Source organism: Pandoraea norimbergensis (genome assembly GCF_001465545.3).
Lineage (GTDB): Bacteria > Pseudomonadota > Gammaproteobacteria > Burkholderiales > Burkholderiaceae > Pandoraea > Pandoraea norimbergensis.
In genome coordinates, this window is sequence record NZ_CP013480.3 from 5,193,033 (window position 1) to 5,208,862 (window position 15,830).

Consider the following 15,830-nt stretch of genomic DNA (forward strand, 5'->3'; position numbering starts at 1 on the left):
ATCCGACGCCGTTTTCCGGTGTTCGAACCCTGATCGCGCAGACTGGCGGGACCGAGCGCCAGATTGCAAAAGCCGTGAATTCTAAATAGTTTTTCGTTTCTCGTCAAACACTTAAACCCGATGACCGCACAGCCCCTGCCACCGCTGATCCTGGCCTCCGGATCGCGCTATCGCCGTGAACTGCTTGAGCGCCTGCGCCTGCCGTTCACAGTCGTCGTCCCGAACATCGACGAAACCCCGGCATCTGACGAAACCCCGCACGACACCTCGCTGCGCCTGTCGCGCGAGAAAGCCCAGGCTGTCGCCGCCCTTCACCCGGACGCCCTCATCATCGGCTCCGATCAGGTCGCCACCTTCGAAGGCCGTCAGATCGGCAAGCCCGGCAATTTCGAGAACGCCATGGCGCAGCTGCGCGACATGCGCGGCAAAGTCGTGGAATTTCACTCCGCACTCTGTCTGCACGACGCCCGCAACGGCCGCAGCCAAGCCACAGACGTGGTAACCCGCGTGAAGTTCCGCGATTTACCCGATGACGTGCTCGCCGCCTATCTTCACGCCGAGACGCCCTACGACTGCGCCGGGAGCGCCAAGTCCGAGGGGCTGGGCATCATGCTGCTCGAAACCATCGAAAACGACGACCCCACTGCCCTCATCGGCCTGCCGATGATCGCGCTCACGACGATGTTGATGCAGGCGGGAGTATCAATCGTGCCGCAGACCGTCTCGCAGACCGCACAGCAGCAAGGCGCTTCGGGAGCCAAGGCATGAGCGGCACGCTGTACCTGATTCCGAACACACTCGGCACTGCCACGCGGGGCGGCTTGCCCGCCGTGCTGCCCGAAGAGGTCCGCACGGTGACGGCCGGCCTGACGTACTTCGTCGGCGAACAGGCCAAGAGCACGCGCGCCTTTCTGAAACTGGTCGGCGTGAGCACGCCGATTCAGGAAATCGAAATCCGCGAGTTGAACGTCAACACGCCGCCAGCCGCCATTGACGCACTACTGGCACCGATTCTTGCGGGTGCCGACGGCGGCCTTGTATCGGAAGCGGGCTGCCCGGCGGTAGCCGATCCGGGTGCCCTGCTGGTGCGACGCGCCCACGAGAAAGGCGTACGGGTGGTGCCTTTCGTCGGTCCGAGCTCGATTCTGCTTGCCCTGATGGCCAGCGGCCTGAACGGCCAGAGTTTTGCGTTTCACGGCTACTTGCCGACGGATGCGGGCGAGCGCGCCAAACGGTTGCGCGAACTCGAACAGCGCTCGCGTAAGGAAAAGCAGACGCAGATCTTCATCGAGACGCCCTACCGCAACAAGACCATGCTTGATGCGCTGCTGCAAAACTGCGATGCGTCGACGCTGCTTTGCGTGGCCGTCGATGTCACGCAGGATGCGGAGCAGATCGTTGCGCATCGCGTGAAAGGCTGGCCGCAGAACAGCGTGGAACTGCACAAGCGCCCCGCGATTTTCCTGTTCCTCGCGCAGTAAAACGAAAACCCCACGAAAACTGCCGTTTCCGTGGGGTTTTTCATCGATTTTGCATCGAATACACCGCCTGCGAGCGGGTACTCGTCGCGTAACGCCAGTTACTTCAACGACAGCGACGAGCCCATCATCATCGTCTTCATGGCCGCCGTGCCAACCGCCGCCCCGAATCGGCGTGCCATGCGCTCGGGCAGGTTTTCCTTAACGGTGTAGTCGACCAGATCGGGGGCTTTCAGCACGTCGCGAGCAACTGAATCCACCGTGCCCGTACCGTCAGCCAGCCCCAATTCAATAGCACGCTGCCCCGTCCAGAACAGTCCGCTGAACAGATCCGGGTCGTCCTTCAGACGATCGCCACGCCCCTTCTTGACCGCACCGATGAACTGCTGATGCACCTGCTCAAGCATGTCGAGCGCGTACGTCTTCTGCTGATCGGTCTGCGGCGAGAACGGATCGAGGAAGCCCTTGTTGCGGCCCGCCGTCAGCAGACGCCGCTCGACGCCGAGCTTGTCCATGAGCCCCGTGAAACCGAAACCGTCCATCAACACGCCGATGGACCCGACGATGCTCGCCTTATCGACGTAGATCTTGTCGGCAGCCGCCGCCACGTAATAGCCGCCGGACGCACAAATCTCCTCGACCACGACGTACAACGGCTTCTTCGGATATTTCGCGCGCAAACGGGCGATATCGTCATAGATCATGCCGGCCTGCACCGGACTGCCGCCCGGGCTGTTGATCCGCAGGATCACCCCCGCAGCCGAGGAATCCTCGAACGCCGATTCGAGTGCCGAGTTGATCTTTTCAGCACTGGCCTGACCATCCGGGGCAATTTCGCCGCTCAGCGTCACGAGTGCCGTGTGCTTTCCTGAGCCACCACCCGATGACGTGCTGCTGCTCCCGTCGATATCGAAAATCGACCAGACGACGAGCGCAACGATCGCCAGCATCAGCAGACGGAAGAAGATTTTCCAGCGGCGAGCAGCGCGTTGCTCCTTGATGCCGGCCATCAGCACCTTTTCGAGCATCTCGCGCTCCCACGGCTTCACTTCGCGAGGGTCACGCGGGCTCCCGCTACCCCCAGATGGTGGACGCCCGCCGGGCGGCGGAAAACCGGGTTCGGTGCGGGGCGAATCGGGCGGGAGGGCGTCGGCCATACGTTGTCCAGAAAAGCTTTAGGAAAAGGCGGTAGAAGTTCGACTGTTGTCGCGCTCAGGTCGCATTCAGATCGCTTTGGTCATTCGCAGATCACTTCACGCGGTCGATGCAGGCGCATCGGGCACTTGTATATAGGCATCCGGCCACCACACGACCGTCGTCCCGGCAGCAGCGCCATCCGACGATGCCCCGTCAGCCTTGGTCGACTGCTCCTCGACCCGCACCGGCTGCAATGCGCCGCCACGGCACGGGCCGCCAACGCAATGCCCGGTATTGGGCTCGTACGTCGCGCCATGCGTAGCGCAGATCAAGTATAAGCCGGACGTCTCGAAGAACTGCCCCTCCGACCAGTCCAGCTCCATGGGCACATGGGCGCATTGATTGAGGTAGCCATACACCTGCCCGTCGTAGCGAATCACGAAGGCTGGCGTGCGATGTCCGCCGACCAGCACCTCGAAACGCACGCCAAGCCCGCCGTCCACCAGCGCGGTACCGGCACAGATCGATTGGGGTGCGGCGGCTTCGCTCACACGCGCTCCAGCAGCCACTCGCGCAGTTCCGCCACACTGCCCGCACAAAATGCGGGCGCGAGCGCCTCAAGCTGATCACGCGGATGCGCGCCGCCATAAGCCACCGCCACGCTCGCCGCGCCGGCGCTGTGCGCCATCTGCAAGTCATGCGTGGTGTCGCCGATCATGACGGTGCGGCGCAAATCCTGCCCAAGCTCACGGGTGAGTTCCTGAAGCATGGCCGGATGGGGCTTCGAGAATGTCTCATCCGCGCAACGTGTCGCGTCGAACGTGCGCATCAGGCCCGCCGATTCCAGCGCGCGGTTCAGGCCAACGCGCGACTTCCCGGTCGCCACCGCCAGGAATCGACCGCGCGAGCGCAGCTCCTCCAGCAATTCGCGCACACCCGGAAACAACACGGTGGCCTTATCACCTATCAAATAATGAAAGCGATAGCGCTCGGAAAGTCGCGGATAGTGCGCAGGATCGAGCGTCGGAACCGCCATTTGCAAGGCATCACGCAGCCCCAGACCGATGACATGGCTGGCCAGTTCGTCCGTCGGCACAGGCAACCCAAGATCGCGGCAAGCCGCTTGGATACAGCGGGTAATAGTGGGCGTCGAATCCATCAACGTCCCGTCCCAGTCGAAAACGACCAGGTCGAACTCAGGGCTTGGCATCGGCGGGAGCGCCTCGAAGTTGATTCAGGAATTGCTCACATTCTGGCGGTAACGCGGCTTCCAGTGCAATCGGCGTATCGAGCACGGGATGCGTGAACTTCAACCGCCAGGCGTGCAGGAACATGCGTTTGATACCGGGCTTGGCGCCGGGACGGGCGAGATTCTTGTTCAGCGTAAAGTCGCCGTACTTGTCGTCGCCCACGATCGGCGTGCCGCAGTGTGCCAGATGAACGCGTATCTGATGGGTTCGTCCCGTTTTCAGTTCCGCTTCCAGCAAGGTATATGGCGGAAATGATTCCATCATGCGAAATACGGTGTGCGACTGCTGACCGTCTTCCTGCACGCGGACGCGCCGCTCCCCTTCGGACGTGACGTACTTATATAGCGGCGCCTTGACTGCCCGCAGCTTGTCGCGCCATTCGCCGGTGACACACGCCAGATAACGCTTGTCCATCCGGTTGTGGCGAATCTGCTCGTGCATGCCGACCAGCGCGGCGCGCTTCTTGGCGAGCAGCAGAATGCCCGACGTATCCCGGTCGAGGCGGTGCACCAGCTCGAGAAACTTCAGTTGCGGCATGGCCCGGCGCAATTGCTCGATCACCCCAAACGACACGCCGCTGCCACCGTGCACGGCCACACCGGACGGTTTATTGATGGCCAGCAGGTAGTCGTCTTCGAACAGGACGGGGAAAGTGGCGGCGGGAACGTGGGTCTGCGGCTCGTTGGAACCGGCGGCCACGCGGACCGGGGGAATTCGGATGATATCGCCCAGGACAAGTCGATAGGCTGCGTCTACTCGCCCTTTGTTTACGCGGACTTCGCCGCTGCGAAGAATCCGATAAACGTGACTTTTCGGTACCCCTTTGCACTCACGCAGGAGGAAATTATCGATCCGCTGACCGGCCGAGCCGTCATCGACTTCGACCAAACGCACCTGTGGTGCGGGTGCCGGCGCAACCATTTTGTGCCGACTTTTGCCTAACTCATTCATTATGAATATAATTTGTCCGACAGAGGTGGCGGTAGCGGGAATCGTGCCAAATCCACACCTCTGCTGGTGCATACCCCAAAACGGTATTTTACTTGCACCCCGGGCAGGCTGCTCGTCCGGTGACCCTGGAGCAGCGAGCGCACGCACGTCACGCAGCGTCGGCAGGAAGTCTGGCCCATAGGCCGCTTCGGTCGCAGCGCGCATGACGCGGATAGAGTTGGTGGTTATAGAATTTTTTGGCGGTCAGACTGGAGTCCATTCTTTCAGGCTGATCGCTTTGTGAATATCGTTCGCGCAAAAGTCGAGATTGAGGCGCCGCCACAATAAGAATAAGTGTCGGCAGGCGCCCCGAGAAAATGCTGATGAAGTTTCTCGTGTTACGGACTGCAAACCCGAAGTAATCCGCGCTGTGCCGGCGTTATATGGCACTTCGGCGGTTCCGGGCGAGCGCGTTAGCGTATTCGCAGGCGCCTTTGCGTCCGTGGGCCTCATCGCCCGGACCTCCCCGGCAATTCTTCCACCTCCGGCTCGAACCTCGCGTGTTGGATAACTCGAGTGATACGTGCCCGACGCTCTGCGCATTCGCATTAGCGGCGGGTGGGAGTCGTTTTCATGAAACGCATGTTGTTCAACGCCACGCAGCAGGAAGAACTGCGCGTGGCCATTGTCGATGGGCAAAAACTCATCGACATCGATATCGAGACGGCCGGACGCGAACAGCGTAAAGGCAACATCTACAAGGGTGTCATCACCCGTATCGAACCCTCCCTCGAAGCCTGCTTCGTCAACTACGGCGAAGGCCGCCACGGCTTCCTGCCGTTCAAGGAAGTCGCACGCGCGTACTTCCGCGACGGCGCCGATGTGCGCAATGCGCGCATTCAGGATGCCCTGTCCGAAGGTCAGGAACTCATCGTTCAGGTGGAAAAGGAAGAGCGCGGTAACAAGGGCGCAGCCCTGACCACGTTCATCTCGCTGGCCGGCCGTTACCTCGTGCTGATGCCGAACAACCCCCGTGGCGGTGGCGTGTCGCGCCGCATCGAGGGTGAAGATCGTCAGGAACTGCGCGAAACGATGGGGCAGCTCGAACTGCCCGAAGGCATGAGCATCATCGCCCGCACGGCCGGTATCGGTCGCTCGGCCGAAGAGCTCCAGTGGGACCTGAACTACCTGCTGCAACTGTGGCACGCCGTCGAAGGCGCCGCCAACAACATCGAACTGCCGCGCGACTCGGCGCTGATCTATCTCGAATCGAGCCTGGTCATCCGCGCCATCCGTGACTATTTCCAACCGGATATCGGTGAAATTCTCATCGATACGGAAGAAATTTCCGAACAGGCCCGCAACTTCATGCAGGTGGTCATGCCCGACCATCTCAATCGCGTGAAGCAGTACCGCGACGACGTGCCCCTGTTCTCGCGTTTCCAGATCGAACACCAGATCGAAACGGCTTACTCGCGTCAGGTGCCGCTGCCCTCGGGCGGCGCCATCGTGATCGACCACACCGAAGCACTGGTGTCGATCGACGTGAACTCGGCGCGCGCCACCAAGGGTGCGGACATCGAAGAAACCGCCCTGCGCACCAACCTGGAAGCTGCCGACGAAGTCGCACGCCAGTTGCGTCTGCGTGACCTCGGCGGCCTGATCGTGATCGACTTCATCGACATGGAGTCGGCCAAGAGCCAGCGTGAAGTCGAACAACGTGTGAAGGATGCGCTCAAGCACGATCGTGCCCGCGTCCAGATGGGCAAGATTTCGCGTTTCGGCCTGATGGAACTCTCGCGTCAGCGCCTGCGCCCGTCGCTCTCGGAAGGCACGCACGTGACCTGCCCGCGTTGCAATGGCACCGGCCACATCCGCGATGCCGAATCGTCGGCACTACAAGTCCTGCGCATCATCCAGGAAGAAGCGATGAAGGAGCACACGGCAGCAATTCACTGCCAGGTGCCGGTCGAAGTCGCCGCCTTCCTGCTCAATGAAAAGCGTCAGGAAATCAACAAGATCGAAGCGCGCTTCAAGGTTGGCGTGCTGCTGATCCCGAACAAGCACCTCGAGACGCCGCATTACAAGCTGGAGCGCCTGCGCTTCGACGACCCGCGTCTGGACACGCCCAAGGCAAGCTACGCGCTGGCCGAGGAAGCCGCCCGCGCATCGGAAGACGATCCGGCCGGTTACAGCAAGAAGAAGGAAGACGTGCGTCCGCGTCAGGAAGCCGCCGTCAAGGGCATCACGCCCGAGCAGCCGGCCCCGGCAGCGCAGCCGCGCCCGGAACCGGTCGCCGCAACCCCTGCCCCGGCAGCCCCGGTGCGCAGCGGTGGTTTCATCGGTTTCGTGAAGCGTCTGCTGGGCCTTGAGCCTGCCGCACCGGCACCGGTGAAGGACGAAGCGCCGGCCAAGCCAGCAGCCCGTCCGCCGCGCGAGCGTCATGATCGTCCGCATCAGCAAAACCGTAATCGCCGCGGCAACGCCCGTGACGAGAACAAGACCGGCAAGGACAACGCAGGCCAACCGGCACGCGAAGGCCGCGCTGCGCGTCCGGAACGTGCCGAGCGCACGGACCGTAACGAGCAACGTGCCGATCGTAATGAGCGCAACGAACGCGGCGACCGCACGGAGCGCAATGAGCGCACCGAACGTAATGACCGCAATGAGCGTGGCGATCGTAACGAACGCAACGAACGTCAGGAAGGCCGCGACAAGCGCGAGCGCGACGATGCACAACGTCAACCGGCGCAGGAAGTGCGCGCCGAAGACGGTCGCGAACCGCGTGAAGGCCGCGAACGTGGCAATCGCCGCGATCGTAACCGCCGTCAGACCGAAGGTGCCGAGGGTCAACAAGCGGCTGCACCGCAACGCGCGGCGCAAGTGGCTGCCCCGCTGAGCGCCGGTGAAGACGCCGAGTACGATCAGCACGACCGTTTGGCCGCACAAGGTGCGCAAGCCGAAGGCGCCCAAGGCGTGGCCGGTGACGAGAGCGAACAGGCGAACGAAGAGCGTCGCCGCAGCCGTCGTCGCGGTCGTCGTGGTGGCCGTCGCGAGCGCGAAGCCGGTGAGCAGCAACTGCATGCTGACGGCGAGCAAGGCGAAGGCGCGGAAAACGCCGGTAATGCGGGTAACGCTGATCATGCAGGCAGCGCAGCGTCGGAATACGCTGCGGCGCCGGCGTTGACGGAAGAACGCGCTGAGCATGTGGCACCGCAAGCCGTTGCACCGGCAGTCGTAGCGGCCGCCGCTACCGCCGCCACGGTTGCTGCCGCACAGGTTCACACCGAACCTGCGCAGGCACCCGCTCAGACGTTCCAACCGGTTGAAACCAAGCCCGCCGTCGCAACGCCGACGCTGGAGCAGGTGCAAACCCAAGCGGCCCCGGTCGCCCCCGCAGCGCCGGTGGTTGCCGTCGCAACGGTGAGCGAAGCCGCCCCGGTGGCAACGCCGGAAGTGCCGGTGCAAGTCGTGACGGAACCGGTCGCACCGGCTGCTGCTGTCGTGCCCGTGAACGTTGCGCCGCTGCCCGCCGTGGAAGCTGCCGCACCGATCGTGCCGCCGGTCAGCACGCCGCTGCCGGCAGCAACGCCGGCCCCGGCACAGCCGACGGTACCGGCCGAAGCCCTGACCGAAATCGCCGCAACGGCCGCCAGCGCCAGCGCGCCGGTGCAAGTGGCCCCGGTAGAAACCGCCAAGCCGGTGGAAGCCGCCACGCAAGCGCCTGCCTACGTGGCACCGGCCGTCCCGGCACAACCGGAAGCGGCCGCTGCGGTCACGGAAGTCGTGACGCAGAAGCCCGTGTCGGTCAGCGTGACGCCGGTTGTGGAGCAAGGTGCGTTGGAAAGCACGCTCCAGAGCGTGGGTCTGGTCTGGGTTCACACCGATGCCGACAAGCATCGCGCAGCCAAGGAAGCCGCGGCGCAAGCCGCACCGGCACCGCGCGTGCAACGTCAGCGTCGTACGGCTGCACCGGTCAACACCGGCCCGATGGAGCAAGTGGAAACACAGACGTCGTCGGATCACGGTGCCTGAGATGGCATGACGTTGTCCTGACGCGGTCGATGCAGCCTCGGGCAACCGAGGCAATATCGAGCAAAGTCAGGCAACTGCCGTGACGCCAAAAAGGGGGCTTCGGCCCCCTTTTCCATTGGTGACACCCACCAACACAGCGACACAGCGACAGAGCGCCGCAGTGACTCACGCGAATATCGGGACGCCCTCGTGTTGTCCCGACTTGTGCGTGCGCCGCACTGCCCGTATCGTGATGCCTGACACTGGCTTGATGTCCCGCATCGAACTGGTTGCTGCCCGGACACCGGCGCGACGGTTTTTCCGTCCAATTTCCCGGTTTCGGCGGCGAACATGCCAATTCGCTAGAATGGAGACGCAAGCCAAGGCCCCACCATGACCGAAACGATTATCCGACTCACCGATCTGCGCACTGACGCGCGATATGCGACGCATACGCCGCAGATCCCTGCACAAGTGCGCGCAGCCAGCGGCCATCTTCAAGATGCGCTGGCCAGGCCGCTGCACGATCTGCGGATTTCGGTGACCGATCGTTGCAACTTCCGCTGTGTGTATTGCATGCCGAAGGACGTGTTCGACAAGGACTACACCTTCCTGCCGCAATCCTCCCTGCTTTCCTTCGAAGAAATCGAGCGTGCTGCCCGTCTGTTCGTCGAACATGGTGTGGAAAAGCTGCGTCTCACAGGCGGCGAGCCGCTGCTGCGCAAGCATCTGGAACGTCTCATCGAGATGCTCGCCCGCCTGCGCACGCCCTCGGGCAAGCCGCTCGACATCACGCTCACGACCAACGGCTCGTTGCTCAAGCGCCGGGCCCAGTCGCTCAAGGACGCGGGGCTGACGCGTGTCACAGTCAGTCTGGACAGCCTGGACGACACGATCTTCCGCCAGATGAACGACGTCGACTTCCCGGTCGTCAATGTGCTCGAAGGCATTGCCGAAGCGCAGCACGTCGGCTTGGGGCCAGTGAAGGTCAACATGGTCGTCAAACGGGGCACCAATGACGCCGATATCGTGCCCATGGCGCGTCATTTCCATGGCAGTGGCGTTGTACTGCGCTTTATCGAATACATGGACGTGGGCACCTCGAACGGCTGGCGCATGGACGAAGTGCTGCCGTCGGCCGACGTGATTGCACGCCTGAACGAAGCTTTGCCGGTCGAACCGCTCGAAGCGAACTATCCCGGCGAAACCGCCCAGCGCTGGCAATATCGCGACGGTGGCGGCGAAGTGGGCGTCATTTCGTCAGTGACGCGCGCGTTTTGCGGCACTTGTTCGCGTGCGCGTCTGTCTACGGAAGGCAAGTTGTACCTGTGCCTGTTCGCGAGTTCGGGTTACGACCTGCGCACGCTGTTGCGCAACGGCGCGAGCGACGCGCAGATTTCGACCGCCATCGGCGATATCTGGCAAGGTCGCACCGACCGCTACTCGGCCTTGCGCACGGCCGCGACGGGCTTGCCCGAAGATGCGCCGCCGAAAGTGGAAATGTCCTATATCGGCGGATGATCACCGGCAGCGGGTGTGGTGCCCCCGACGCGCAACATGCGTCGAATGCCCCCGACACCACGAGATACCCCGAGACACCACGCCACGCTGCCCGAATCCGAATTCCTGAACTCAACTCATGATTGCTGCTGCCCCGGACGCTAGTTGCGCCCGAGACTCTTTCGCTTTGCCTGAACGTGCGGGCGCAATGCCGGTCTGCACGACGGCACACCCGACAACACGCCCACGCGGCCTTCGCCTGCGCGCGGTGGCCATCGGACTCGCCACGCTGGCGATGCTTTGCGTGGCAGGTATGCCATCGCTGGCCCATGCCGATTGCGACCCGTCAGAGCGCGAGATCGCGAACCATCTCCTCACCTATAGCGGTCAGCTCGGCGAGCGCAACCCGCTGCGGCTCGTGCTGCGCACGTCGTCGGGCGGCAAGCTCGAAGGCCGCTACGCGAACGCCTCGTCGCAGAGCGACACGGTGCTCACCGGCAAGCTCGAGAACAAATCGCGCCTGCACCTGACGGAATTCGACGCGGGTGGTATGCCGCGTGCCACGTTCGAAGGCGAATTCGCCGCGCACGACGACATCAACCGCCAGCGCGGCGGTGCCTCGGGTAGCTGCGAAGTGATCTCCGGCCAATGGAAAGACCTGCGCAACGGCCGCACGGTGCCGTTCGAGCTGGCGATGTCTAATATTCAAACCGGCAAGATCGATCACCTGTACGGCGCGGCCGGTGCCAACGACGACGAGACGATCAATCGCGCGGCGGGAATGTTCCGCAAGGGCGTGCTCGACGATCGACGCGATGTCGTTGCCCAATCGATCCGTTATCCCGTGCGCGTGTCGATGCGCGGCAAGACGCTGATTCTGCGCAATCCGAAGTCGCTGCTGGCGCGTTACAACGAAATCTTCACCGACAGCTACGTGCGCGCCATCGGCGCCGCCGTGCCGCGCCTGATGTTTGCGCGCGACCAAGGGGTGATGCTCGGCGACGGCGCCGTCTGGTTCGACGCCACCGGACGCGTCATCGCACTCAACCGCTCATAACGGAAAACTCATGCCGAACCCGCCCATTGCCCGCGACGCCATTACCGGCCTGATTCTCGCGGGCGGGCGTGGGCAGCGCATGGGCGGACGGGACAAAGGGCTGCAACTTTTCGACGGACAGCCGTTGGCCGCGCATGTGCTTGCGCGATTGCAGCCGCAAGTCGGCACGCTGCTGATCAGTGCCAATCGGAATCACGCGGCATACGCGGCGCTGGGTGCCGACGTCGTCTCCGACGAGACGCAGGATTTCGCAGGGCCGTTGGCCGGCATGCTCGCCGGGCTGCGCGCCGCCAAGACCGAGTACGTGCTGACAGCGCCTTGCGACTCACCGTTGTTGCCGGACGATCTGGCGGCCCGCCTTAGCACCGCGCTGGTTGCACCCGGCACCTTCGCATCCTCACCGATCCCCCTCGCGGCCTACGCCGTCACCTCGGAAGGACCGCATCCGGTTTTCGCGTTATTGCATCGCTCGCTGGCCGACGATCTGACGGCGACACTGGCCGCTGGCGAGCATCGCGTAAGAGCGTGGCTGGCACGCCACAAGGCCGTACAAGTTCACTTCGGCGATGAGCGTCCGTTTTACAATGTGAACACGCTTGATGAGCTCCATACCGATACGCCGCGCGCCCCCCGGGATTCCGGGCACTGACTGACGGGCACAGATGCGGCCCGACCCGCCGCCATCGCCCGATGTCCGATGACGACGCCATACCGATGACAACACTGAACGAAGCCCTGGCCGGCTTGCCGGCGTACGACCCTGACGACATGACAGTCGAGTTGGCGCGCACGATCATTGCGCGCACCGCACAGCCTGTCGCCGCTATCGAACAAATTGCCGTACGCAGCGCACTGGGTCGCGTGCTCGGCCGCGATGTCATCTCCCCGCTCGACGTTCCCGCTTTCGAAAATGCCGCCATGGATGGCTACGCCTTCGCCGGCACCGCGCTGGCTGCGGGCGGCAAGGTGCGTTTGCGCGTGGCCGGACGCTCGTTTGCCGGACGCCCGTTCGACGGCGTTGCAGGCGCGGGCGAGTGTGTGCGCATCATGACGGGCGCGCTGCTGCCCGCCGGTTGCGACACCGTCATTCCTCAAGAACAGGTGCAACGCGAAGGCGACACGGAGATCGTGACTTTCACGGCCGACGCCGTCACGCCGGGCCGCCATGTCCGCCATATCGGGGAGGATCTTGCGACCGGTCAACCGGCATTGCTCGCGGGCAAGCGCCTGCGCCCTGCCGCGCTCGGTTTGCTCGCCTCGCTCGGCATCGCCGAAGTGCCGGTGCGCCGACGTATTCGTGTCGCATTCTTCTCGACCGGCGACGAACTGCGCTCGGTCGGCGAACCGCTCGTGCCGGGCAATCTCTACGACAGCAATCGCTACACGCTGTACGGCATGCTCCAGCGCCTCGGTGTTGAAATTCTCGATCTGGGCGTAGTGCGGGACGATCCGCAAGCCATTGAAGACACGTTGCGCACCGCTTGCCGTGACGCCGACGCGGTGATCACCTCGGGCGGCGTGTCCGTCGGAGAGGCCGACTACACGCGCGAAATGATGACGCGTCTGGGCAATGTCGTTTTCTGGAAGATGGCCATGCGCCCGGGCCGCCCGTTTGCGTTTGGCGAACTGGAAAGCGACGGTCATCGCGCCCTGCTTTTCGGGCTGCCGGGCAACCCCGCAGCCGTGATGGCGTCGTTCTACCACCTGGTACGCGACGGTCTTTTCAGCCTGATGGGTGCCGAGCCGCAGGCCACGCCGCGCCTGCCCGTGCCGACGACGACAGCCATCGCCAAGCGCCCGGGCCGTACCGAATTCCTGCGCGGCATTCTGGCCGCCGATGCACAGGGCCGCTGGCAGGTCACGGTGGCCGATGCGCAAAGCGCCGGTATCCTGCGCACGATGAGCGAAGCAAACTGCTTCGTCACGTTGGACACGTCGCGCGGCAACGTCGCAGCGGGCGAACTGGTCGACGTGATCGTGTTCGACGGGCTGGTCTAGGGTCCGGGTCGACGCGATTTTCAAAAGACAACACACCGAAATACCCGCAGGCTGCACTTCGACAGCCTGCTTTACACAACAAACCTGCAAACACACACGCGCAATGACAATCCGCAAACAGATCACTTACATCAGTCCCGGTCAGACGGCCAAAGCGCTGGTACTGGTCTACCTCACCTTCAGTATTCCGCTGGTGCTGCTCGCGTTTCTGGCGGCATTCCTGCGCTATGGCGATCTGCCGGGCCTCGCGTTCATTTCCGCCTTGGTCCTGAACGCCATCCTCGGCTTCGTGCTGCTCTGGATCGCCTGCCATGCCTACAACTGGGTGGCCGAGCGTTTCGGCGGCATTGAGATCGCGCTCGGCGACGTGCCCGACGAAGAAGACGCGTAACGTCCTGCGCACGCCGAAATATCTGAACCTTCCGACTGACGAGATTCCCACTATGTCCTTGAACTTGCGTGCGGCTACCCCGAACGACGTCGATGCCATTCACGGCTTGATGCGGGAATTGGCTGTCTTCGAGAAGCTGCTCGATATTTTCGAAGCGACACCGGCCAGCGTGCATGACGCCTTGTTCGGCGCCACGCCGGCGGCGGAATGTCTGATGGCGGAATGGGATGGCAAGCCGGTCGGCTATGCGCTGTTCTTCCACAACTTCTCGACGTTTCTCGGACGCCGTGGTCTGTATCTGGAAGATGTCTACGTGCAGCCGACGATGCGCGGCAAGGGTGTCGGACAAGCCTTGCTTCGACGCCTGGCCCGCATCGCTGTGGAGCGCGGCTGTGGACGCTTCGAGTGGACGGTGCTCGACTGGAATCAGCCGGCGATTGATTTCTATACCGCGCAGGGCGCAACGGTACTGCCGGAATGGCGTGTCGTTCGCATGGCGGGCGACTCGCTCACGCAGTTTGCCGAAGGCGACGCCTGACGCGCCTCCGGCCCGGGGCTTTCGAAACTATAGGCTCATGTGAGCTGATGGGCTGATGGGCTTACGGCACACAAGCTCACTCCTCGTCAGCCCCGATCTCCACACCCAGCAACTGCGTCGCCTCTTCACCCGGTAGCGCTTCAACGGTCTTGAGCTTGCGCGCCATCTGACGTGTACGCACTTCCGCCTGATCGATCGAGCGTGTGACCGTCTCCAACTGCGACTTCGTCCGGGCCAGCACATCACCGAACTTGGTGAATTCAGTCTTCACCGCGCCCAACACCTGCCAGACCTCGCTCGAACGTCGCTCGATGGCAAGCGTGCGGAAACCCATCTGCAAGCTATTGAGCAGCGCCGTCAGCGTGGTCGGTCCCGCGACCGTCACGCGATACTCGCGCTGGAGCAGGTCTGACAGCCCCGGGCGGCGCAACACTTCTGCGTAGAGTCCTTCGGTCGGCAAGAACAGCAACGCGAAGTCCGTCGTGTGAGGCGGTGCCAAATACTTCTCGGCAATGGTCTTGGCCTCCAGACGAATACGGGTTTCGAGCGCCTTGGACGCCTCTTCCACCGCCACCGGATCTGCCCGTTCCTGTGCGTCGAGCAGTCGCTCATAGTCCTCACGCGGAAACTTGGCGTCGATCGGCAGGTACACCGGCGTGCCGCTGTCGCCGTTCTGGCCCGGCAGCGCGATGGCGAATTCAACCCGCTCGCTGCTACCCGGCTTCGTGGCCACGTTCTTCGCAAACTGATCGGCCGTCAGCAACTGTTCGAGCAGTGCCTGCAACTGCACTTCGCCCCAGATGCCACGCGTCTTCACGTTCGTCAGCACACGCTTGAGATCGCCCACACCGGCCGCGAGCGTCTGCATCTCGCCGAGTCCGCGGTGCACCTGCTCCAGTCGATCCGACACCAGCTTGAACGACTCGCCAAGCCGCTGCTCCAGTGTCGCGTGCAGCTTCTCGTCCACCGTGCGGCGCATCTCTTCGAGCTTCGTCGAGTTGTTGACCTCGATGTCCTTGAGCTTTTGTTCGAGCGTCGCCCGCACTTCGCCAAGACGCCGCTCGTTACCCTCGGCCAACTGCGTCAGTTGCTGATGCTGTGCTTCACCAAAGCGACGCAGCGCCGACGTCTGCTCTTCGCGCATCTGCTGGCCATTGAGCACAAGGCTCTGGCGCACCGCATCGAGTTGGGCCGCGTTCGACTCGGTCAACTTCGCCAACTGCTGCGCAAAGCCGTCGATCTGATTGTTCTGCACCGTCGCCACGCTCGTCATCTGCGCGGCAAGCGTCTGCTGAAACTGCGCCATCTGCGCGCTCTGCTCGCCTCGCCCGGCACGTGCCGTCTCGGCAAACTCCTGACGCAGTCCACGCTCACTGCGCTCGGCCGCGCGCAGAATGTCGTCACGCGCGTTCGTGAGCGAATCGACGAGCGTCGCGCGCAGGCCGGCATCGCCATTGCGTTGCCACACCTTCACGGCGATCACAATCATCACCAGCAGATTCAGCGCTGCCAGCGCTACCAACACTATCTCCACACT

At 63.2% G+C, this 15,830-nt stretch carries 14 protein-coding genes; 9 read left to right on the forward strand and 5 right to left on the reverse strand.

Annotated features, from left to right (window positions below; genetic code table 11):
• Nucleotides 1-120 precede the first annotated feature (120 nt).
• Together AT302_RS22715 and AT302_RS22720 are read left to right on the forward strand one after the other, a co-directional pair.
• Nucleotides 121-768, forward strand: a complete 648-nt coding sequence (locus AT302_RS22715) for a Maf family nucleotide pyrophosphatase (protein WP_058375952.1) — start codon at nucleotides 121-123, stop codon at nucleotides 766-768.
• Nucleotides 765-1,481, forward strand: coding sequence for an SAM-dependent methyltransferase (locus AT302_RS22720; RefSeq protein WP_058375953.1), 717 nt, complete (start codon nucleotides 765-767; stop codon nucleotides 1,479-1,481). Before AT302_RS22715 ends, AT302_RS22720 begins: the two co-directional genes overlap by 4 nt.
• A gap of 98 nt (nucleotides 1,482-1,579) precedes the next feature.
• On the opposite strand, the gene AT302_RS22725 is transcribed toward AT302_RS22720, so the two are convergent.
• The 4 genes from AT302_RS22725 to AT302_RS22740 form a co-directional block, all read right to left on the reverse strand.
• Entirely contained in the window at nucleotides 1,580-2,635 is a 1,056-nt protein-coding gene (locus tag AT302_RS22725) for a S49 family peptidase (protein WP_058375954.1), read from the reverse strand.
• A gap of 96 nt (nucleotides 2,636-2,731) precedes the next feature.
• Complete coding sequence (locus AT302_RS22730; RefSeq protein WP_058375955.1) at nucleotides 2,732-3,166, reverse strand: Rieske (2Fe-2S) protein; 435 nt, start codon at nucleotides 3,164-3,166, stop codon at nucleotides 2,732-2,734.
• Nucleotides 3,163-3,825, reverse strand: a complete 663-nt coding sequence (locus tag AT302_RS22735; protein ID WP_058375956.1) for an HAD-IA family hydrolase — start codon at nucleotides 3,823-3,825, stop codon at nucleotides 3,163-3,165. Before AT302_RS22735 ends, AT302_RS22730 begins: the two co-directional genes overlap by 4 nt.
• On the reverse strand, nucleotides 3,812-4,816 hold the full coding sequence (locus AT302_RS22740) for an RluA family pseudouridine synthase (protein ID WP_058375957.1): 1,005 nt from the start codon (nucleotides 4,814-4,816) through the stop codon (nucleotides 3,812-3,814). The genes AT302_RS22735 and AT302_RS22740 overlap by 14 nt, the downstream gene beginning before the upstream one ends.
• Before the next feature lie 612 nt (nucleotides 4,817-5,428).
• Between AT302_RS22740 and AT302_RS22745 the strand changes: the two genes are divergently transcribed.
• The 7 genes from AT302_RS22745 (at nucleotide 5,429) to AT302_RS22775 (ending at nucleotide 14,293) form a co-directional block, all read left to right on the forward strand.
• Entirely contained in the window at nucleotides 5,429-8,830 is a 3,402-nt protein-coding gene (locus AT302_RS22745) for an Rne/Rng family ribonuclease (protein ID WP_058375958.1), read from the forward strand.
• Between the two features lie 372 nt (nucleotides 8,831-9,202).
• Nucleotides 9,203-10,330: a GTP 3',8-cyclase MoaA gene (gene moaA, locus AT302_RS22750; protein ID WP_058375959.1), complete on the forward strand. Its 1,128-nt coding sequence runs from the start codon at nucleotides 9,203-9,205 to the stop codon at nucleotides 10,328-10,330.
• Between the two features lie 166 nt (nucleotides 10,331-10,496).
• Nucleotides 10,497-11,366 carry a hypothetical protein gene (locus tag AT302_RS22755; protein WP_157125855.1) on the forward strand — a complete coding sequence of 290 codons (870 nt, stop codon included), beginning with the start codon at nucleotides 10,497-10,499 and terminating at the stop codon, nucleotides 11,364-11,366.
• 10 nt (nucleotides 11,367-11,376) lie between these two features.
• Complete coding sequence (gene mobA, locus AT302_RS22760; RefSeq protein ID WP_058375961.1) at nucleotides 11,377-12,015, forward strand: molybdenum cofactor guanylyltransferase MobA; 639 nt, start codon at nucleotides 11,377-11,379, stop codon at nucleotides 12,013-12,015.
• Nucleotides 12,016-12,080: 65 nt separating this feature from the next.
• A complete protein-coding gene (gene moeA / locus AT302_RS22765) occupies nucleotides 12,081-13,364 on the forward strand; it encodes a molybdopterin molybdotransferase MoeA (RefSeq protein WP_058375962.1) in 1,284 nt (427 codons plus the stop codon).
• Nucleotides 13,365-13,473: 109 nt separating this feature from the next.
• Nucleotides 13,474-13,755, forward strand: coding sequence for a hypothetical protein (locus AT302_RS22770; protein WP_058379876.1), 282 nt, complete (start codon nucleotides 13,474-13,476; stop codon nucleotides 13,753-13,755).
• Nucleotides 13,756-13,807: 52 nt separating this feature from the next.
• Nucleotides 13,808-14,293: a GNAT family N-acetyltransferase gene (locus AT302_RS22775; RefSeq protein WP_058375963.1), complete on the forward strand. Its 486-nt coding sequence runs from the start codon at nucleotides 13,808-13,810 to the stop codon at nucleotides 14,291-14,293.
• Between the two features lie 76 nt (nucleotides 14,294-14,369).
• Here the strand turns inward: AT302_RS22775 and rmuC are convergent, their stop codons facing one another.
• Nucleotides 14,370-15,827, reverse strand: a complete 1,458-nt coding sequence (rmuC, locus tag AT302_RS22780) for a DNA recombination protein RmuC (RefSeq protein ID WP_407668805.1) — start codon at nucleotides 15,825-15,827, stop codon at nucleotides 14,370-14,372.
• Nucleotides 15,828-15,830 lie beyond the last annotated feature (3 nt).